This is a genomic window from Geopsychrobacter electrodiphilus DSM 16401 (assembly GCF_000384395.1).
GTDB classification, from domain to species: Bacteria; Desulfobacterota; Desulfuromonadia; order Desulfuromonadales; family Geopsychrobacteraceae; genus Geopsychrobacter; species Geopsychrobacter electrodiphilus.
The window spans coordinates 2844751-2866137 of record NZ_ARWE01000001.1 but is presented as its reverse complement, the minus strand read 5'-3'; the positions used below and the strand labels follow the sequence as shown (position 1 = coordinate 2866137).

The following is a 21387-nucleotide window of genomic DNA, read 5'->3' as shown; positions in this document are numbered from 1 at the left end:
ACATGCCGAAAGATTACCATGTGGTTAGTTGCGGGGTTGGGATACTAGCGGACAATGGTAGGTGATTGTAGGGGCACGCTGGCTCTTCAGTCCCGGAATTATGACCATCGAGGTCGCCATCTCAAATTATTAGCTGTCTGCAGAAAAACAAGTCCTAAGTAAAGGGATTATTAAACAACATCCCTGAACATTCACAGTAGTTCTGGGACTATCAGCGTTATGACTTTGCTGGAAAGTTTCTCGATAACTGGTTAACAAGAACGCTGCAAACCGACTTGGATCCGATGAAGAATGTGGTCAAGATGCTGCGCAGGCACAAACCGCTGATTCTTAATTGGTTTAAGGCCAAGGGACGACTTTCCAGCGGTACGGTTGAGGGGTTGAACCTCAAAGCAAAACGCACTATGAGAAAAGCGTACAGTTTCAAGACTTTAAAATATCTATAAACCTTTCTATATCAAGCACTTGGCAAGTTGCCGGAGCCTGAATATCTTCACAGATTCTGCTGACGAGCCATATTTATTAGCTGGCTACAGAAAAACAAGACTGAGTGGGGGATTGGTAAATGTCCCGTGGACACCCTAGCTTTAGAGTGTAATCAGGTAACTGGGGGTTACTTAATATTCCTCAATAAAATATTGTCGATAAAATTTACATATCCATATGTTCCCATTCGTAGTGTTTGATTTGTTCAATAAAATCATGGGTATACAAAATTGGTATTAGTATTGCAAAATGATGTTTTGAATTCAAAGCTTACATGATTTGAGCCGTAAATAAATTTGCGTTAAAGGGAACCAATGGAGGAAAAGATGAAGAAATTGTTTTTGGCTTTCTTTTTATTGTTCTGTTTTGGCACTACAGCTGTTGCTTCACAGTTCGCTGACATTGGATTTGTTATCGATCAATCTGGTAGCATGGGAGGCGAATTCAGTTGGCTCAAAAACAGCATTAGCGGTATTGGTACCGAAGTCAGTGCCAAGGGAATTACGGCAACATATGGCGTGGCGGGCTACGAAATGTATGCAGGTAATCAATCCAGCGCCCCAAGCTACAGCGTCTGGCAAGACCTTAGCAGTAACATAAGCGATACGGTCAACGCGGTAACGGGAGTGCGTACTTACGGCGGGACAGAGAGAGGCTATCAGGCACTTGATTGGGCGACTGATAATTTCAGCTGGAGTGGAGGTAATTTCGCTAAGGTGATGGTTCTGATTACGGATGAACCAAATAATTATCGCGATTCTTACAGCTACGGTGGCCTGTCGGGTGAAGCTGCGTTGGCTAAAAAAATGAGTGACAACAATATCTTGTTGAATGTCATCACCGAGACAAATTATTATCAGTACTGGAATGATGCGGTGTTTAAAAATATGGCCACCAGCTACGCAGGACTTTTTGACTTGTCGTATTTAAGGACAGATCCAACGAATTTTACGAAAGATTTCACCTCCGCAAAACTTTCTGAAATTATTATCGTGCATCCGGTTGTTCCTGAACCCTCAACCTGGGTGTTGCTGGGGATTGGGTTGGTTGGGCTTGCTTTCTATCGTAGAAAAAAAGCCTGTTAGATCCTGCAATGTTTTCAATTCTAAAAAAGGCTGTCATTTTCCATGGCAGCCTTTTTTGATTGGTCGAAAGCTAGGCGTAGCAGAAAAGAAAACACTACTGATACGTCTCATAGTTCCAAATACACTTTAATTTGAGCACTCGCTAGCACCCCTTCCCCGAACCGATCACTCGAAAATCCTCGGTATGTGCCAAAACCTCAAATCTCTCTCCCAAATCCTTGGGTGGTGCGGCGACACGGCGAATTTTCAGGTCGATCCAGGCACCATCCATATCGAGCGTGGCGCACAGTTCTTCGCCGCGGCGAATCTCGTGGTGTATGCTCCATTTACGGTGATCGGCGGACAGACCACTCAGCTTCACATTTATAATGAGTTCATCGCCGGAGTTCAATTCCCGATGAAAATGCGCTTCTTCACGAAACAACACCGGTCCGCAGTTGTTCTGCTTCATCCAGTCGGGACCGAAGCCGTATTTCTGCCAATAGGCAACCCGTGCAAACGTGCCGTAATCGTAATAGACCGAATGCCGCACATGGCCGTTGGGGTCGAGATCCGACCAGCGCACTGTGACCTGTTGCTCGAATAGTTCCATTGTTATCCCTTCCGATCATCAATCTATGTTTAACAAGGTTTCTAAAATTTTCACCATTGCCAACGTATCCAACGCGCAATACGCGAGCATCGCTTTCCTCAACTCAGCCAGCGCCAATGGATCATCCAACCTGCACATCTCATGATAGGCCTGACTCGCCGCCATTCCGTCAGCAATCTCCATCTCGGCATAGGACAGTTCAGGCACCATCGCCGGCAGCACCTCTTTGATTGAATAGGACCCGTGCATCCGCCAACGATAGACGTCTCGCCGCCGGAAGAGGGCCATCAGGTCGCGCAGGTTGGGCAGGCGAAGGTTAATCGCTTGCGCCAGATCGGGGAAGAGGTCGGCGAGGTTGCGCAACACGCCCTTTTCGAAGGTCTGATTGTAGGTCAGGATGCAAGCGTTTTCCGGGATCACGGTGAGGAGTTGTTCGATAAGCTCGCGGCGTGGATCAATGTTCGGCCGGGCAAGATACTCAAAGTGCTGCGGTTTGGCTCCGGCGGTTGACTGGACATGAATCGAATATTGAAAAGGCACCTGCTGGTAGGGCCTTGTGCCATCAAACTTGGGGATCGGAGTGTTGAAGCTTTCGAAATCGAGATGGCAGAGCGGGTACCAGAGACTGTCAATGAACGCTTTGACCTTTAGGGGATCAATAAAATCCTGCTGCTTCAGGGTGGCTTCAACCTGCTGCTGCTGGGCGGGGTTTAGATCGGCGAGGGGTAAATCCTCAAACCGGATCAGTCCGCGCTGGTAATAGTCGAACTTCTTTAGGCCGTTGCCGCGCAGCGCGAAGACTGAATTTTCGGGAATATGCTGCCAGCAGTAGGGGATGTAGTCACATGCGTAAGGGTCTGTGCAGTGCGGCCCGATGTCGACCTTAGGTTCATGGTGTTCGGCCATGGTCTGACGAAACTCGCGCATGATCTCGGGGAGGCTTTGCTGGCGCGCGCAGACCTTGGCGCTGATCTCCTCGGCGTGAAACAGCCTGCCGACTTCAATCCCGCCTTGTCGCACGTAACTGTTGTTGATATGCACGAGGAACGCTTTGGAGACCGACAAGCCGCAGCCGTTCAGCACATACTGCTGCACCGCAACATCGTCCAGGTTGACCGATTTGACGCCGGTCCCCATCTTGACCTCGTAGATCTGCCACTGGTCACCATCTTTTACCAGGATATCGACCTTGACGAAGATCGCCGAGAAGGAGAAGGACGCCTCATAGATGACTTGGGTGCCGTTGTCGATCAGTTCCCTGGTCCGGGTGAGCTGTGCCGGAAAGGAAAGCCCTTCGTAGGGGACTTCAGTGCCGCCGGGAAACAGCTGCTGGGCAAGAATTCCGACTTTGGTACCGGCGGCGAATCTGGCTTCTAAATCGGGTTGTGTGGGGAAATCAAAAGCGGGGGGATTTTTGGCTAACCACAAGGCTTTTTGGCATTGCAACCCTTTAAGGATCAGCGATTTGCTGAGGCCGCTCTTCCCTGATTGACTCATGTTTTCATTCCTTTTATATCGATCAGATAAAATTGATTCGTTGAAACAGGCGGTTAGGGACGAGGAGGGCAGGCGTATATAAAATGCGACCATCTTGGCCAGCCGGCACCTTATGGGAAGCGTAATAAAAGTCTGCCCCTGGTGTTATCAATGACTGGTTGACAGCTGAGGTTTGATGCGATGTTTTGTGTTCTCGGCGGCCAGCTTACGACGAGGTCGTCAATTGGAATCGCTGAATGTTTAAATCTTCGAGGGGACAGGCTGGAGCCTTTGCCATGACCCCGCTACGCAAAAGTTCAAACGTCTGCTGTGCTGACTGGGCGCCGCCAAACAGGAAGCCTTGTACCTCGCTGCAGCCGATTTTTTGGAGGTAGCTGAGCTGGGCCTCGGTCTCGACCCCCTCGGCAATGATATGCAGCCGCAGGCCGCGCCCCATCGCTACGATTGCATCCACAATACAGGCATCGGAGGTGCCTTCTTTAATCTGCTGAACGAACGATTTGTCGATTTTGAGGGTGTCAACCGGGAACTGATGCAGGTAGCTCAGGGACGAGTAGCCGGTGCCGAAATCATCGACCGCAATTGAGATGCCATGTTGGCTCAAAGCCCTGAGCTTGAGCGCGGTGGTTTCGCGATTTTTCATGATTCCAGATTCTGTGACCTCGATCTCGATCAGATGGCCCGGGATGCCGAATTCGGCCAGGGTGCTGAGAATACCCTGGACAAAGTTGGGCTGTTCAATCTGTACAACCGAAATATTGACCGACACCGGCACGGGCGGGAGTCCTTGTTCGCGCCAGCGCCTGATCTCTGCGCAGGTCGTTCGCAGGACCCAGTTGTCGATCTGAATGATCTGCTTTGACGTTTCTGCCAGCGGGATGAACTGATCCGGGTAGATGAGACCACGTATGGGATGCCGCCAGCGAATCAACGCCTCCAGTCCAACAATTTGGCTACTCGAGGAATTGACCTTGGGTTGAAAGAAAACGGAGAACTGCTCATCTTCAATGGCCCGGTGTAGATCACGTTCAAGGGACAGGTGTTCCCCCCACCCAGCGGTCATACTCTCCTGGAAAAAAGCAAAGCCATTCTTACCCTCACCCTTAATGTGATACATCGCTACGTCGGCTGCGCGTAACAGGGAGTCACCTGTCTCACCCGCGTCAGGGAACAAGGCGATGCCGATGCTGGCACTGAGAAACATTTCGTGCTCGCCGATCAGGTAGGGTTCACAGATCCGCATGAGAATCTTCTTGGCCACAGTAGCCGCGTCACGTTGATCTTCAAGTTGCGGTAGCAGCAGGGTGAATTCATCTCCGCCAAAACGTGAGAGGGTGTCCTCTGCCCGCAGACAGCCTTGTATCCGTTCGGCGACCCCCTGTAAAACCTGATCACCCAGACTGTGTCCGAGAGTATCGTTGATCAGTTTAAAACGATCCAGATCAAGAAATATGACCGCCAGCATCTTTTCGTTACGTTTGGAGTGGGCAATGGCCAGCCCCAGGCGGTCTTCGAAGAGGGCTCGATTCGGGAGGGAGGTTAATTGGTCATGGTAGGCGTGGAAATGAATTAATTCTGCCGCGCGCTTGCGTTCCGTCATGTCACGTGCGCAACCGTAGGTGCCGATAAATTTATTGGGGTCACCGGTATATCCCGCATTATACATTCCCACCGAACTCAGCTCGATCGGCAGGAGATGGGTGTCGAAGGTACGGGTTTCCCGTTGTTCGGTATTCACCTTGAGGCGCAGTTCGACGTTGCGTGTTGAACGTTCGCCGGTTCGTCTTTCGTTAAAGACGTAGCGTGCCAGCGGCAGGTCTTCTTCGAAGACCAGATCGGAGTAGTGACGTCCGAGCAACTCATCACGGGTATACCCGAGGAGTCCTTCAGCCGTATCGTTGACAAAGGTGAAGTGTCCGTTTTTATCAAGAACGTAGACAAAATCAGGTGAGTTGTTGACGATATAGCGGTGCAGCTTCTCTGATTCGAGCATGGTCTTTTTAAGGCGCACCCGTTCTTGTTCCTGATGATAGCTGGCCAGGGCATTGCGGATGGTGGTTAACAACTCCTCGGCGGGATAGGGTTTACGCACAAAATCGTAGGCTCCGAGCTGCAATGAATCGCGGACGGCGTCAAAAGATGTCTCACCGCTGAGCACAACCACGCGGGTTCCTGCCTTTTGCTGCAGCAGGCCAGTCAACACCTGATGCCCGTTGGTCCCGGGCATCTGCAAATCGAGCAACATTACCGGGTACTCAGCCGTCTCGCACAGAGACAAAGCCTCTGCTCCATCGGCTGCCGCCAAGGCCTCAAACCCTGCGCCGGACAGCAGCAGGGAGAGGCTTTTACGCATGGCCAGTTCATCATCGACTACCAGTATTTTTTCGCAAAGACTGCGGTGCTCAGACATCTTGCCCTCCTCTGTGCGACCTGTCATTCAAAGCAAAACGTTTCATTCCAAAACTGGTTTCTCAGTGCCATGCCGTGGAATAAGAATACGGAAACAGGTTCCGGTCTCAGGACGACTCTGACAACTGATTCTGACCCCGATATCCTTGGCCATATTGCGTACTATGTTGAGACCAAGGCCGGCATGGCCGCTCCCTTTGGAACTTGTCACCGGATTGAACAGCTGATTGAACAGCTGCGGGGCAATCCCGGGACCATTGTCGGCGACGACAATCTCGACCTGTTTTTCGCCATTCGCTTCGAGCATTTCACTGCTCTGCAGTTCGATGCGCCCTTCGGGGGGTAGGGATTCGGCCGCATTTTTTATCAGGTTGATTAAAATCTGACGGAGTACAATCGGGTTGATGGCGATGGGTTGCATCTGGTCAAAGGCGGCTACAACTTCGATGCGACGCGGGGTCAGGGTCGTCGGTTTCATACTGGTCAGGACCGATTCGATCAACTCCTTGACATCAACCAGAGAGACCGGCAGGGGAGAGCGCTCCTGCTGGCGACTGTAGTACCCCAGAATTTCAGTGACGCGCTGGATCTCATCTTCCATCGCGCTGAGCACCTCGTCGTTCCCCTGCTGTTGTCGCAACACCTGTAGATAGTTGCCCATAATTGCCAGTGGATTGTTGATCTCATGCGCAACCCTGCGCAGTTCGATGCGGTCACCGCCGCGCCGGCCGAGCAGCATACCGGATTGGACATAGGTTCTTAAGCCCCGTCCGATGGCATGGCAGAGGACCTGTGTTTCGCCGGTAGCGAAGGCCTCGATATCCTGAGTTTCATCCAGGCCGATGACCACGACCCCGAACGGATCTTTGGTTGACAGCGGCAGGCAGGCGAATCTTGAACTCGCGGTCAGGCGCAACAGGGTGCGGTCGACGACCGTGATTTCACCGGGGCTGATGGTCGCAGAGTCATGGACACCACCTTCGATCAGGCAGCGTCCCACCAGGCTGAACGCCGGATCCATCGGCACCTGCAGATCAGTAACCAGCTGTGATTGCCCGTTGACCGGCATGCCGCAGAGCACGCCCTTATGCGCGTCAGCCAGCAGAAAGATGGTCTCTCGTACATCCAGCTTCTGCAACAGCAGGCTGCGTCCGGTGCTCAGCAACTGCGGCAGGCTGTCACAGTGCCCCAGTTGCACCAGGCAGGCCTGTCGCTCGGCGAGTAAAAAGGAGAGCTTTCTGAGCTGCAATGACGCATCAAGCTCTTCCTGTTGCAGGCGATCCGGATCCCCGACATACTTTGAAAAGCCACGATACTGGCGTTCGACCTCGGCGAAGATCTCCTGAACCGCCGCCGGTGCCAGATCGAAGTAACGCTGAGCCAGGTCAAGGGCCTCACAGCTGAGATGCGCGGGTGAAACACTGAGGGCGTGGGCGAGTTGCAGCAGGCGGATCAGAACCCCGCCCCCTTCGGCCTGCGGGTGGTGAAGAGAGGCGAGGGCATCGGGCAGAAAGGATTCAAGCCGCCAGGACTCAGCAAGTTCAGCGGCGAGGTGTAGATGGTCATCGCCGTAAGCTTTTAGTTCATGGCGGCATACCTCAGCGCTACTGGCAGGGTGTACGACCTTTGTGTGGTAATGAGCGCTGTCCTGGGCAAACAGCAGCTGCATGCCGATATTGTGCAGCATGCCGGCCAGTTGCGCCTCTTCGCTGCGGGCATAGGAGAGGGCTTCAGCCAGGCTGCGTGCAGCTATACCAGCGACGCGTGAATGAAGCCAGAGAGTTTGGCGGAAACGGCTTTGGGAGAGGCCCAGATGCTCCTCGAGGTAGCGACCGGCGGCCCGCAGACCGATTGCCGACAGGGTCGCCGGAGAGAGACGGTCTAAAGCGGTCGAGAGCGGTTCATTGGCCGGGATCGGTTCAGAGGAGGAAGTGGTTGCCGCTTGCAGTATTCTGACTGCCAGAGCGGCGTCTTGCTGGAGGATGGCGACAAAATGTTGGCGGGGTTCCTGGCGCAAGCAGGCATCGAGGAATTGAACTAGAACGCGCGGACACGAAAACAACTGATCTGTTGACTTGCGGCTGAGTTGAGTAGGTGGTGTTTGACTCACGCGCAGGCAAGGCTCCGATGCCGGGCGGGGTGGCCAATCTTGGCGATCAATCTCCCCCACATTGATAATCTGAATTCCCGTGTCTTGTAATTTCCTACAGAATAAACAACCTCATCAGTTTGGTGCAAGAAGAATGATGTAAAATGCTGTTAAATTTAGGTAATTTTGTCTTGTCTTGTGAAAATTTTACCTTAAATGATCGAAAACGCATGTTTTCTAATGGCGGGATTCCTGGTTAGAGGATTTGAGTCAGTTTTCGGCTGCTGAAACTTTCAGTATGAACTGTTTGATGTCGGCTGCCAGAGGGGCGGTCAGGGTGCAGATTGTGTGATGGATCGGGTGGCGAAACTGCAATTGATGGCTGTGCAGCGCCTGATGCTGTAACCCTGTTGTTGGCCTTGGGTTTAAACGTCGATCGAGATAGTCGGTGTCGTTCAGAGTGTACAGCAGATCACCGGCGATGGGGTGCCCCATGGCGGCCATGTGCACGCGCAGCTGGTGGGTACGCCCGGTCTCGGGGCGTAATTCGACCAGACTGTATCTGGCAGAGAGAGTGCGAAGGGTCGTGTAGTGGGTAAGAGCTGCTTTGCCTGTTGCGGTGTCGATCCAGAAGCGGGGAACGCGCGCATCTTTAACCGGGCCGATTGGCAGGTCGATGGTGCCGCTTGTCGGACTGAAACGCCCTTCCACTACGGCCAGGTACTGTTTTTTTACCAACCCCTCGGCAAACTGGCGCACCAACTCTGTAAGCACGACTTTATCCCGTGCCAGCAGTACCAATCCCGAGGTGTCAGCGTCCAGACGGTGAACGAGATTGGCCTCGGGGTAAGCCGGTTGATGGATCTGGCGCAGATGGTACATCAGGTTGGACTTGACGAATTTGCCTCCGCTGTGAACCCGCAGCCCCGCCAGCTTGTTGATCGCCAGAAGCCATTCATCCTGATAAACAATCGTATACTCCAGGTTGACGACCGGATCTTCGAAGTCGGGCAACTCACAGCAGATGCTGTCGCCCTGGGACAGTGTCGTTGTAGCGCCACAAAGGAGTTCATTGCGGGAGATGCGGCCATCCTCTATAAGTTGCCGCCAGTCGTCTGCGGGCAGATAGGTAAAACGGCTCGTCAGATACGCGAGAAGACTTAGGCCCTTAAAGGCGGCGGGGACTTTGGAGGTCACATTCATGCGGACTGTTATACAACAAGCCGGGAATCTCTGCACCATTTGCGCGCAGGTAAAAATCCAGATTAAATGGCAGAATTAATTTCTTTTGTTATCCGGATTTTCAGGCAGATTGCAGCGGCGGGTCCAGGTCCTTAAACGCCGGGATGGCGGCGCGTAAAACGTCCTCGATGCGGTCGGCGAAAATCAATTCCATCTCGGCGCATACCTGCTCCGGCAGTGAATGCAGGTCTTTATCGTTCTCCCGCGGCAGGATAACGCGCGTGATGCCGGACCGGCGTGCGGCGAGGATCTTCTCCTTGACACCGCCAACCGGCAGCACCAGACCACTCAGGGTGATCTCGCCGGTCATCGCGGTATCTGCCCTGACCGGCTCCCCCAGATAGAGTGATGTCAGGGCCGTGGCCATGGTCACCCCGGCCGAGGGGCCATCCTTGGGGATAGCCCCGGAGGGCACATGCAGATGCACAGGGTTAAACCTTCCGTCGATGCCGAACTCATGACAATGGGCAATAACGTAGCTGTTGGCAGCCATGGCCGATTCTTTCATGACCTCGCCCAGATGTCCGGTGAGGGTGAATTTCTCTCCGGCGGGGAGAATGACGGCTTCGATATAAAGGACATCCCCGCCACTCTCGGTCCAGGCCAGTCCGGTCGCGACGCCCGGTGAGTGCTGCTTGCGCAGCTGCTCAAGGTAAACGCGCTCCGTGCCGAGAAGCTCGCGCAAATCCGCCAACGCAATGCTGACCGCGGTGGATTCACCCTCGGCAAAGCGCACCGCCACCTTGCGCGCCAGTCGCCCCAGCATGCGTTCAAGCTCGCGCACCCCGGCCTCGCGGGTGTAACGTCGGATGATGGCGGTCAGGGTCTCGTCGGGTACCGCAAACTGGTCGGCCCCCAGCCCCGCTTCGCTTCGCTGTCGCGGGAAGAGATAGCGCCGTGCAATCTCCAGCTTCTCCTCGTCGCTGTACCCGCTCAGGTGCAGGGTCTCCATACGGTCGAGCAGGGGCTTGGGGATACTGTCGGTGGAATTGGCGGTGGTGATGAAAAAAACCTTCGACAGATCAAAGGGAAGATCCAGATAGTTATCATGGAAGGAATCGTTCTGGGCCGGGTCGAGGATCTCCATCAGGGCGGCGCCCGGATCGCCGCGAAAGTCGCGTCCCAGCTTGTCGATTTCATCCAGCATCAACAGCGGATTTTTTACCCCGGCGCGGCGAATCGACTGCAGAATGCGTCCCGGCATGGCGCCGATATAGGTGCGCCGGTGGCCGCGCAACTCAGCTTCATCGTGCATGCCGCCGAGGCTGAAGCGGTCGAATTTACGTCCCAGTGCTTTGGCGATCGATTGCCCCAGAGAGGTCTTGCCGACGCCAGGCGGCCCGACAAAGCAGAGGATAGGCGCCCTGGCCCGGGGGTTGAGCTTCATCACCGCCAGCTGTTCGATGATGCGTTCCTTGATCTCCTTCAGATTGTAGTGGTCTTGATCGAGAACCTGGCGGGCATTGCCGAGGTCAAGGTTGTCCGTGGTCAGCGCTTGCCAGGGGAGCTCAAGAATCAGTTCAAGATGCGCCAGGGCGACTTGATATTCAGGTGAGGTCGGGGGGACCTGTTCGAGACGCAAAAGCTCCTTTTCGACCTCGGGTTTGACCGTCTCCGGCAGCTCGCAGGCTTCGAACTTTTTGCGTAACCCCTTGGTTTCCGCTTCAGGGGATCCCTCCCCCAGTTCCTGCTGCAGCGCCTTGATCTGTTCGCGAAGGATGTATTTTCGATGTTCTTGGTTCAGTTTGCCTTCGGCCTGCTCGGATATTTTTTTGCGCACTTCCAGGATCTCGATTTCATGATGCAGAAAATCGTTGAGCAGTCGTATCGCCTCGCTGTCGCTGGCCGCTGCCAGCAAGGCCTGCTCTTTGGCCAACTCCAGATTGAGCAGCTTACCCACCGGATAGATCAGTTGCATGATGTCTTCCTCGGCGGAGACCAGCGGTGGAAAGTTCAGCTGCATTTCGGGGTGACTGAGGGCCAGGAAGCGACTGGTCAGATCCATAACCTCGCGCCGGAGGGCCTCACGCTCAATATTTTGGGTGATTACCAGGGGATATGGCTGCACCTGAGCCTTGAGGAAGGGGTCGGTTTGGGTAAAATGGACAAAGGTGATGCGTTCTGTGCCCTGAATTATGACCTGCAGAGTGTTGCCGGATCTCGCGATCAGTTGAACGGTCGCTGCGGTTCCAACGGTATAGAGATCCTCCGGCTGAGGGACAAGGACCTCAGAGGGTTTCTGCGAAAAAACCGCAATCCTCCGGTTTCCGCTGGAAAGAGCAGCATCTATAGCCCGCACCGACTCAATCCGCTGAATCGTCATCGGGATGGCAAAGGACGGAAAAATGACCAGGTGTTTCAGCGGTAATATTGATAAGGAGTAGGATTGACTTTCATGGCTCATGGTGGAGTCCGATACGGCTGGCGTACTGGCGTTTTTGTCGTTGCAGCTCAAGATAATTCTACCATTTACTGCGAGGTTTTTATCGTCAGAGGTGAAAAATATCGGCGTGTCCGGTTCGCGTTCTCTCTTTCTTCACGTGAGCTGCGCTGAGGTTTCTAGTGCAGAAACAGGCGCTTGCGCAGGTAGTCTGCGCCGAAGATCAAAGGGATACCGAGCCAGGCTACCAGGTAGACCGGCAAGTCGACCGCGGCGGTACCGAGGACTTTTTGGAGAGGGGGGAGATAGAGCAGACCCCAGGAAAACAGAACTTGAATCAGGATGCCGGCCAACAGCAGGTGGTTGCGGAAGATCCCCCGGTCGAGCCCGGACTTCAATCGGTAGCGCCGACCGAGCAGATTACCGATCTGCATCAGCAAAATGGTCGCCAACGCGATTCCGGTGGCCGAACGGTAGAGTGGCAGATTAGTCGCCAGCTCTTCCCCGTAGTGCCACCCCCCGGCCAGCAGCACGTAAAAGAACAGGCTTAAGGACCAGAGCGCCTCGATCAGGCCGAGAAACAGGTAGCTGTGCAGAACCAGCCCTGGACTAAGAAGGTGAAACTCGCGATCACGCGGCGGGAGCTTCATCGTATCGGATTCGGGTGGTTCCTGCCCCAGGGCCATCGACGGGATAATGTCGGTCCCGAGGTCGATGGAGAGAATCTGAATCACCGTCAGTGCCAGGGGGACCGGAAACAGCACGTAGAGCAAGTAGGGGAGAATCTCCGGGCCGTTGCTGACCAGGACATAGTTGGTGAACTTGCGGATATTGTTGAAGACCGTCCGCCCTTCTTCGATGCCGGCAACGATCGAAGCGAAGTTATCATCGAGCAGGATAATCTGGGCCGCGGCGCGGGCCACGTCGGTTCCCCCCCGGCCCATGGCGATGCCGATGTCGGCCGCCTTTAAAGCGGGCGCATCGTTGACCCCGTCGCCGGTCATCGCTACCACCTGCCCGAGCTGTTTCAGGGCCATGACGATTTTCATCTTCTGCGCCGGGCTGGTTCGGGCAAAGATCCGCACCCCTGTACTTAGGGCGTCCGCCAGGGCCGCTTCACTTAACTCTTCCAACACGGCGCCCGTCATAATCTGTGCCTTGTTCGCGGGGTCGGCGACAATTCCGCAGTGCATGGCGATACTTTGGGCCGTATCGGGATGGTCGCCGGTAATCAGGATGACCTCAATGCCGGCCGTCTGACAGCTGGCGATGGCGGCGGGGACTTCGGCGCGCAACGGATCTTCGATGGCCAGAAAACCGGCCAAGATCAACCCCTGCTCCAGCTCTTCCTGCGGGGTCGTCGAGGGCGGGACCTCTACCAGATTGCGATAGGCCACCGCCACCACCCGTAGACCACTAGCTGCCAGCTTGGTCATGACCGCCTCGGCTCGGTCGAGTTCCGTCATGGTTGGCGATAGCAGCTTTCCGGTCGGAGCGAGGATGTGACTCAGTAGCGGGCGCAACACTTCCCAGGCCCCTTTGACGGTAAATACCGGCTTGCCGTCGAAGTGGACGACGCCGGCCGCGCGCTTTTTTTCGACATCGAAGGGGAAATGCTGCTCTGTCGCCTGGGTGTCGGCGGAGATGTCGTGCCCCTCTGAGCGTAGTTCTTCCGCAATCGCGACATCCAGCGGATCACCGCTCAGGCCTTGGTCGGTGAGGTGCACGTCAGAGGCGCCGAGCGCCAGGCGCAGCAGTTGCTGACGGAAGCAGGAATCAGTGCTGTCGGTGGTTTCGAACGGCGTATGGATCTGACTGACCGCCAGTTGGTTAAGGGTCAGGGTGCCGGTCTTGTCGGTGCAGATCACCTGCACGGCACCCAGCCCTTCAACGGCAGTGAGGCTGGTGACCAGGACATTCTTGCGCGCCATGCGCAGGCTGCCCATCGCCAGCGCCAGGGTAAAGGTAGGCAATAGTCCTTCGGGGACATTGGCGACAATAATCCCCATCATGAAGACAAGGTTCAGCCATAAGGGGCGGCCGCTGAACACCCCGTAAAGAAAGCAGGAAAAGCCGAGGCTGACCGCGATGATGGTCAGCACCCGGACCATGTGCGCGGTCTGATTTTCTAATGGCGAGGGGGCGCGACGGATTGCTTGCGACAGGTGGGCCAGCTTACCGAATTCGGTGCGTAGTCCGGTGGCGAAGACCAGACCCTGTGCGGTGCCACGCAGAACCAGGCAGCCGGCGAATGCGATGTTGTTACTCTCCACCAGACGTCCTGGACAGGGAGCCGAGCCGAGTGCTACCGGCTGTGCTTCGCCGGTCAGGGGCGCATTATTGACCAGCAAGCCATTGGCGGAGACCAGCCGGGTGTCGGCGGGCACCCGGTCACCTTCCTTCAGTTGTAACAGGTCGCCAGGGACCAGATCTTCCGCGACAAGGGTGATGACTCGTCCGGCGCGTACAACTTCGACCTGCGGCGGCAGAAACTGGCGCAGCGCCGCCATCGCCTTTTCAGCGCGGTATTCCTGGATAAAGCTGAATGTGGCGTTGAGCAGGGCGACTCCAGCGAGAGCCCAGCCGAGAATCGCCATATTTTCCCCGGGTTGCAGGTGCTCGGCAATAAAGCAGATCGCCGCGGCAGTGAACAGTAGCAGGGTAAAAAAGTTTGTGAACTGGTGCAGCAGGCTGCGGGTCAAGCGCCAGGGATCGCGGACCTCGACGCTGTTGGGTCCGAGTTCAGCCAGCCGTTCCGCAGCTTCGGCCGGGTCGAGTCCCTGTGGATTACTGTGCAGGGCGGTGAATGCCTGCGCAGCCTCCAGATGCTGAATCTGCAACGGCTCGTTCATGGTCCTCGATATATCCCCACATCACAGGGGGTTTCGCGTAAGACCCGTTCAATGCCGACGCCATAAAAAAAGCGGTGGGCCAGGGTGCGCTCACTGACTCCGAGCAGGATCATCTGAACCTTCAAGTGGCTGGCCTGCATCAGCACGGCATTGGGCCAGTCGGACGAGATCATCACCTGTCGCTCAACGCAGAAGGGTTGATCCGGGATATTTTCCGTCATCTCCGCGGCAATCCCGGCCAGATAATTTTGGCCTGCAGCGAGCAGTTTTCGTTGCTGAGTCGGACTCAGGTGGGTGCTACGCAGATGGTTGACATGGAGAGAACGGAACAGGTGGACACGTTGTGATTTGACGGTCAGGCGCGCGAAGATTGGCCAGACCCGGGCAAAGCCCGCTATATGACCGGCGAGGGGTAGCAAGAGATCTTGTGGTGAGCCGAGCAGTCCCGGCTGAACAACGCGCAGGGCAAGCACCGGGCACTGATGAGAGCGCAGCAGTTGTTCGGCGACCGAATTTTGCAAAAAAGTCCGTCCTTTGGCCTTGAGTCGCGTGCCGCAGACCAGTAAGTTCTCCGCTGCCGGGGGAATGGCATGGCGCAGGGTGCGATAGACGCTCTGGTCAAGGGGGAGCAGCTGAGGGATGAATTCGATCTCTCGGTTGCGGCAGGCCGCTTCAAGATGGGCGAACTTGGTCGAGACCAGTTTGTGGGCAGTTTTCCCATCAAGGACATGCAGGACTAGAAGTTTGCGGTCCACTTCAATTGCGGCAAAGTTGAGAGCATAGCGTGCGACCCAGTCGCCGTAGAGGGACCCATCATGAGCCAGAATAATCATGGCGCCTCCATTATAGATTTATGCAGTATAGCGTCTGAAACAGGGAAGTGGGCGGTCCAGAATGATGTTCGCTAGGTCGTGATAAAAAAGTCTGGCCTGTTCGGGTCGGGTCGAGCGCTTACTGTGGGTATGATCGGAGCGCTGCGGTCAGGGAGAATACCGAGGGTTTTAGCGGGACTGTGGGCTTAACAGAGACAAGGGGGGCGTCCTCCTGCCACAGGGTTATATCCGGATGGTGGCCCTGGATTTGGTGGTATACCTTCACCCCCTTCTTCACCCTGGCCAGTGAGCCGATGGCCGAGCGCATCCAGGTGCGGCGCCAGGGGCTGACCGTTGTCGAGGGTCTGGTCTTCACTCATCAAGCCGGAGGTGCTGGTAATCATCGACGATATGATCAACGTCTGCGCCCTGTGAATGCCGGCAACGGTGGTTAGCAAGGGGGGGTCGTGGAGGATCGCGTGATGCTGAGGCCAATGGGCGTTAGGACGCGGTGAAGCTTTGCCTCAAGCGGCGCGCGGCTTCTTCGAGGATCGGCCAGGACTTGCAGAAGGCAAAACGCACCAACTTCTGTCCGTCTGCAGGATCGGCATAGAAGGGGCTGGCTGGAATTGCCGCGACACCCACCTCTGTGGTCAGCCAGCGGCAGAACGCGACATCATCTCCGCGCCCGAGGGCTGAAATATCGACCATCAGATAGTAGGTCCCCTGAGACAGCAGCACATGCATGCCACAGTCTCTCAGCACTGCGTAAAGAAAGTCGCGGCGCTGGCGATAATCCTCTGCCAAATCGAGATAATATTCCTCGACGCTCTCCAACGCCTTGGCGCCTGCCATCTGTAACGGTGCGGCGCCGCAGTAGGTGATAAACTGTTTGGCGCGCAGCAGTGCTTCGATCAGCTCTGCCGGGCCGGAGGCCCAGCCGACTTTCCAGCCGGTGACGCTGAAGGTTTTGGCGAGGGATGAGATTGTCAGGGTCCGTTCGCGCATCCCCGGCAGGCTGGCCAAGGGAATATGCGGGTGACCATCGAAGGTGATGAATTCGTAGACCTCATCGGTTACGGCGATCAGATCATGCCGGATGCAGAGGGCGGCGATCAATTCCAGCTCTTCCTGGCAGAAGACCTTGCCGCAAGGGTTTTGCGGACTGTTGAGCAGCAGTAATTTGGTGCGCGGGCTGATCAGGTTTTCGAGATCATTTGACGAAAATTGCCAGTCCGGCGGCCTGAGCACACAGCTACGTGCTACGCCGCCGGCAAAGTCGATGGCGGGATGGTAGGAATCGAAGCAGGGTTCAAACAGAATCACCTCGTCACCCGGATCGAGCAGCCCCATCATCGTCGCGAACAGTGCCTCAGTCGCACCGACTGTCACTAGAATTTCAGTTTGAGGGTCATAATTCAGGTGATAACGCTGGGTATAACGTTTGGCGAGCGCCTGGCGCAGGGGGAGATGTCCCATGCCGGGTGCATACTGATTATAGGGTCCCCGTAGCGCTGCTATCGCCGCGTCGCGAATAAAGTCCGGCGGGTCGAAATCGGGGAAGCCCTGACCCAGATTGACTGCTTCATGTTTGATGGCCAGTTGGGTCATGGTGCTGAAGATAGTCGGCTGCATGCTTGCAACCCGCAGTGCCATGGACAATTTCATGCTGAGGACTCACCTTATGGTTTCACGGATGGCGCAGTCGAGGCAGACGGGCATCAACTGGTAGAGACCGCTTTCAGGGTTGTAGCTGGTGACGTGTTTGAGATGTTTGGCGCAGCAGACCTTGAAGCAGTTGCTGCAGACCAGGCTTTCGCCGGTCCCTTTAGTATCGCAGACATGACAGATCCAGGGCGTTGGTGCTTCATTATGGTTCATTGGGCTAGGCCGCCAGCGCCCGGCGTTCGGCGTCACTCAGGCTACCGATATATTCGGCCATGCCGCGCAACGTGTTGCCGAGAAATTCGCGCTCGCGGACCAGCAGGTCGGGCGCAAGTTGGTCAATTCGGGCATAGTTGGGATCCCGTTCAAGCAGCCAGTTGAAAAATGCTTCCACCCGGACTTCGGCTTCCAGCCCTTGGGTGGCGGCAGCTCCGCGCACCCAGAGCTGCAACTGACCCTTGCCGATCTTCAGGTGGGTGAGGGCCTCGTCGACCAGTCCGTAATGGGCAAAGATCATGCGCTTCGGCGCCAGCTCGATCATGCGTTGCAACGAATCGAGCGCGACCTCGAGGATAAAACGCGGTGGCGTTGCGGGGCGCATGTAGATCCCATTGTCGATCCTGGCTCGCACCCCGGCGACTTCTCCGGCAAACAACAGATCGTCTGCAAGGTAGCAGCAGTGATGCACGGCATGTCCGGGGGTCAGATAGCTGCGAATGCCGGTTTCTCCGATCCATTCGGAAAACCCGATTTTGTCGGCCGGAACCGGGATGATTTCACCATAGGCTTCGGCGGTCTTGCCGAGGACCTTGAGCGAACCCTGCCACAGCTTGGTCGGTTCGATCATGTGTCGCACCCCTTCCGGGTGGACAAAAACCCGCGCTTCGGGGAAGTATTTCAGTAGTTCGCCGGTCCCCCCGGCATGATCGATATGAATATGGGTCAGCAGGATGTAATCGAGCCTGTCCACACCGGCCGCCTGCAGGCTCTTGAGCAGGTGTGGGATGGTCGAGAGCGGGCCGGGATCAATGAGCAGGCGCTTGCCGGCGGTCTGCCAGCACCAGCTGCTGATGAATTGGCGAAAGCCGGGCAGGCTCGGTTGATCCAGGTCGATGCAGAAGAGGTTCTGCTCAGTCATGTGTGTGGTCCCTTTTTTTAGTCATGCCGGCCATTTTATCCGGCAGCGGAGCCTTAGCGGCGGGGTGTTCTGTCAGCCGGTTATCAGTTGTCGACAGGCTTCCAGGGTCTGAAAACCGACCAGCTCACGTCCTTCGCATCTCAGGGTCGGGACGGCACGGATCCCGGAACTGAGGGCCGCATCCAATTCTTTATCGAGGGAAGCGGCAAAGCTGTGCTCCTCCAGCGCCTGTTGCGCCCTGGTGCCATCCAGTCCAAGGGTTCTGACGATTTTTATCAACTCTTCCGGCCTAGCGATGTTGACTCCGTCGACAAAATAGGCATGGTAAATCGCCTTCAGATAAGCCTCGAACTTCCCTTGCTCTGCGACCCATAGCCCCAACTCCTGGGCGTTGCGGCTGTTATAAGTGTGGGAGCGCGCGCCGAATGGCAGGTCAAGCGAGGCGGCAACCTGACTGAGGCGCGCCAGGGCAGCCGGAATATCCATCCGATCACCGAACAGCTCCTTCAGGCTCATGCCCTCATCCGGGGTTTCAGGATGCAGGGGGAAGACCCGATACTGGCAATCGAGTTGAAATTCGGCGCGTAACTGGTCGATGCGCACGGCATCGAAGTAACACCAGGGTCAGACATAATCGAAAAATATCTCTAGTCTTTTCATTCCTAAAATGTAACAGGTGTGCACTGACTCTGGCAATATGCTGCGGCTAAAATCTGCTAGAGTGTTGTTCAGTTGATTATCAGCAATTTGTTTGCCTCTGGAGCTCCTATGCCCTTCATTTTTTTGCGCCAGTTTTTTTCGCGTGATAAAAAACGCCCCCGCCAGACCTCAACTGGGCTTGGCACCTTTCTCGGGGTTTATACGCCGACGGTTCTGACTATTCTCGGCGTTATCATGTACCTGCGTTTCGGCTGGGTGCTGGGACAGGTCGGTCTGCTCAAGACCCTGCTGATTGTGCTTTTGGCCAATGCCATAACCCTGGCTGCGAGTCTGTCGTTGTCGGCGATTGCGACCAATGCGCGGGTCGGGGTGGGCGGCGCTTACTTTATTATTTCACGTGGACTCGGGGTTGAGATCGGCGGGGCGATCGGCTTGCCGCTCTTCTTGTCGCAGGCGCTTTCGGTGACCTTGTATGCCTATGGTCTGGCCGAGTCATTCCGGTTCATCTGGCCCGGACTCCCCTTGCAGTTGGCGACCTTTATTATCATCCTGCTGGTCGGCGCGCTCTCGCTGAAGGGCGCCGATTTCGCCCTCAAGGTGCAGGTGCCGATGCTGGGACTGATTGTTATTTCGCTGCTGGCCATGGGCGGCGGCAGTTTACTGCTGCCCAATTACGTCGCTGGGGGTGAAATCGCAGCCGGCGTGCCGTTCTGGGCGGTGTTTGCGGTCTTCTTCCCGGCCGTCACCGGCATCATGGCTGGCTTGAGTTTGTCGGGAGATCTGTCCGACCCGCAACGCTCGATCCCGCGCGGGACCCTGGCGGCGGTACTTACCGGTCTGGTGATTTATCTGCTGGTGCCGGTTCTGTTGAACTTTGGCAGTGACCCGGCGACCTTGCGTGCCGAGCCGCTGATCTGGGCCAAGATTGCCGTACTCGGACCCTGGCTGGTCTTGCCCGGACTCTGGGGGGCGATCTTCTCCTCGGCGGTCGGCTCGATCCTCGGTGCACCGCGCACCCTTCAGGCGCTGTCTAACGACCGTCTGGCTCCACGGATTCTGGGGAAAACCTATGGGGTGGTTGGTGAACCCCTGTTTGGGCTCGCGGCAACCATGGTGATTGCGCTCGGCGCCGTTTTTCTTGGTGGGTTGAACGCGGTTGCGACCGTGGTTTCGATGTTCTTTTTAACCGTCTATGGTGTGATCAACCTGGTTGCTGCCCTTGAAAAAATTTCAGGGAATCCCTCATGGCGGCCGCGTATTCATGTTCCCTGGGCGATCTCGCTGCTTGGCGCGCTGGCCTGTTTTGCGGTGATGCTGCTGATTAATCCCTGGGCGACTTTCATTGCGCTGGGCGTGGAATTGGGGCTCTGGCTGGTGCTTAAAAAGCGGGTTCGCAGCGAACGTTGGGGTGACCTGCGCCGCGACCTGTATGAAACGATTGTACGCTGGGGTCTGTTTCGGCTGGCAACACGCCCAATGACCGCACGCAACTGGCGACCGCATCCGCTGGTCTTTGTCGGTGACGTCAGCAAGCGTCTCGATCTTGTCCAGTTCGCCGCCTGGTTCGGTGAAAATCGCGGCGTGATGACCGTCTGCGAACTGGTCGAAGGTGATATCATGCACCTCGAGTTTGATCCGATCCAGCGCGCCGCCGAGATGGATGCTGTGCTCAAGGACGCTGGAATCCCGGCCTTTGCCGAAGTGGATGTCGTGCGCGACATTGCGCGTGGATTAATTACGGTGGCCCAGGCGAATGGTCTCGGCGGTCTGGAAGCGAACACCGTGATGGTCGGCTGGCCCGATAGCCGCAAGCGCCTGATCTCATTTTTAAAAACCATTCGCCCGCTGAAACAACTGAATCGTTCCTTGATTATCGGACGTCTCGATAAGATCGCTCCGTTGCACGAAGGACATCAACTCGAAATTCATATCTGGTGGGGCGGTCTGCAACGTAACGGCGATCTGCAGCTGCTGCTCGCCTACCTTTTGACCTGTAACATCGAGTGGCGTAACGCCAGGATTCGTGTCCTGAGTCTTGCCTCGAGCGAACTGATGGTCGAGAGGACGCGGCTTTTTCTGCAGAAGTTGATCCCCGAGATCCGCATCAATGCCGAAATCGATGTGCAGATGCGGCAGCCGGGTGTCAGCCTGCGTGAAACCATGCAGCGTGAAAGTTCCAGGGCCGATCTGGTGCTCCTCGGTCTCGCCTGTCCTGATGAAGGGAAAGAGGAGGAATATGCCGAGCGGCTGGCTGAACTGACCGAGGGCCTGCCGAGCTGTTTTCTGGTGCACAATGGCAGCCTGTTTATTGGTGAACTCGTCTCGCCACAGGCCGAAGATGAGGATGAGGTTGTCCAGAGCGCAACCGAAAACAGTCTAGCAGCCGATGTTGCACCGGAGGTTGAATCTGAACCTGTTGATAGTGTTAAAATGAAGGCCGGAGTTCGCGATGAAAACCCAGGCAGCAAAGGCTGAGCCTC

Annotated in this window: 14 protein-coding genes and 2 pseudogenes; 4 read left to right on the top strand and 12 right to left on the bottom strand. The window is 55.9% G+C overall.

The window, feature by feature from the left end; all coding sequences use genetic code 11:
• Positions 1-200: 200 nt before the first annotated feature.
• Both D888_RS24600 and D888_RS0113620 read left to right on the top strand, forming a co-directional pair.
• A pseudogene (locus D888_RS24600) lies at positions 201-509 on the top strand (transposase); the annotation flags it as partial.
• Between the two features lie 303 nt (positions 510-812).
• On the top strand, positions 813-1571 hold the full coding sequence (locus D888_RS0113620; protein WP_020677116.1) for a PEP-CTERM sorting domain-containing protein: 759 nt from the start codon (positions 813-815) through the stop codon (positions 1569-1571).
• 142 nt (positions 1572-1713) lie between these two features.
• Here the strand turns inward: D888_RS0113620 and D888_RS0113615 are convergent, their stop codons facing one another.
• From D888_RS0113615 to D888_RS0113580, 8 genes are all read right to left on the bottom strand, one after another.
• A complete protein-coding gene (locus D888_RS0113615; protein ID WP_020677115.1) occupies positions 1714-2163 on the bottom strand; it encodes an acyl-CoA thioesterase in 450 nt (149 codons plus the stop codon).
• Positions 2164-2181: 18 nt separating this feature from the next.
• Complete coding sequence (locus tag D888_RS0113610) at positions 2182-3660, bottom strand: DUF2779 domain-containing protein (protein WP_020677114.1); 1479 nt, start codon at positions 3658-3660, stop codon at positions 2182-2184.
• Positions 3661-3865: 205 nt separating this feature from the next.
• Complete coding sequence (locus D888_RS21700; protein ID WP_020677113.1) at positions 3866-6070, bottom strand: putative bifunctional diguanylate cyclase/phosphodiesterase; 2205 nt, start codon at positions 6068-6070, stop codon at positions 3866-3868.
• 42 nt (positions 6071-6112) lie between these two features.
• The gene (locus D888_RS0113600; protein WP_156827013.1) at positions 6113-8179 is read right to left on the bottom strand and encodes an ATP-binding protein; all 2067 of its coding nucleotides are present in this window, start codon (positions 8177-8179) and stop codon (positions 6113-6115) included.
• A 249-nt stretch (positions 8180-8428) separates the two neighbouring features.
• Positions 8429-9361, bottom strand: coding sequence for an RluA family pseudouridine synthase (locus D888_RS21695; protein WP_020677111.1), 933 nt, complete (start codon positions 9359-9361; stop codon positions 8429-8431).
• Positions 9362-9461: 100 nt separating this feature from the next.
• Positions 9462-11804, bottom strand: coding sequence for an endopeptidase La (gene lon / locus D888_RS0113590; protein ID WP_020677110.1), 2343 nt, complete (start codon positions 11802-11804; stop codon positions 9462-9464).
• A 155-nt stretch (positions 11805-11959) separates the two neighbouring features.
• Positions 11960-14632, bottom strand: coding sequence for a cation-translocating P-type ATPase (locus D888_RS0113585; RefSeq protein ID WP_020677109.1), 2673 nt, complete (start codon positions 14630-14632; stop codon positions 11960-11962).
• The gene (locus tag D888_RS0113580) at positions 14629-15465 is read right to left on the bottom strand and encodes a universal stress protein (RefSeq protein ID WP_020677108.1); all 837 of its coding nucleotides are present in this window, start codon (positions 15463-15465) and stop codon (positions 14629-14631) included. Before D888_RS0113580 ends, D888_RS0113585 begins: the two co-directional genes overlap by 4 nt.
• 293 nt (positions 15466-15758) lie before the next feature.
• On the opposite strand from D888_RS0113580, the gene D888_RS24060 reads away from it, so the two are divergent.
• Complete coding sequence (locus D888_RS24060; RefSeq protein ID WP_020677107.1) at positions 15759-15899, top strand: hypothetical protein; 141 nt, start codon at positions 15759-15761, stop codon at positions 15897-15899.
• A 46-nt stretch (positions 15900-15945) separates the two neighbouring features.
• On the opposite strand, the gene D888_RS0113570 is transcribed toward D888_RS24060, so the two are convergent.
• The 4 genes and pseudogenes from D888_RS0113570 to D888_RS0113555 form a co-directional block, all read right to left on the bottom strand.
• Positions 15946-17112 (bottom strand): aminotransferase class I/II-fold pyridoxal phosphate-dependent enzyme, encoded by a 1167-nt coding sequence (locus D888_RS0113570; protein ID WP_020677106.1) that lies wholly within the window; start codon positions 17110-17112, stop codon positions 15946-15948.
• A gap of 9 nt (positions 17113-17121) precedes the next feature.
• Positions 17122-17325: a hypothetical protein gene (locus tag D888_RS0113565; protein WP_020677105.1), complete on the bottom strand. Its 204-nt coding sequence runs from the start codon at positions 17323-17325 to the stop codon at positions 17122-17124.
• 4 nt (positions 17326-17329) lie between these two features.
• Entirely contained in the window at positions 17330-18247 is a 918-nt protein-coding gene (locus D888_RS0113560; RefSeq protein WP_020677104.1) for an MBL fold metallo-hydrolase, read from the bottom strand.
• A 72-nt stretch (positions 18248-18319) separates the two neighbouring features.
• Positions 18320-18859, bottom strand: a pseudogene (locus D888_RS0113555) (DsbA family oxidoreductase); the annotation flags it as partial.
• Positions 18860-19015: 156 nt separating this feature from the next.
• Between D888_RS0113555 and D888_RS21690 the strand changes: the two are divergent.
• Positions 19016-21382 (top strand): APC family permease, encoded by a 2367-nt coding sequence (locus D888_RS21690; RefSeq protein ID WP_020677102.1) that lies wholly within the window; start codon positions 19016-19018, stop codon positions 21380-21382.
• Positions 21383-21387 lie beyond the last annotated feature (5 nt).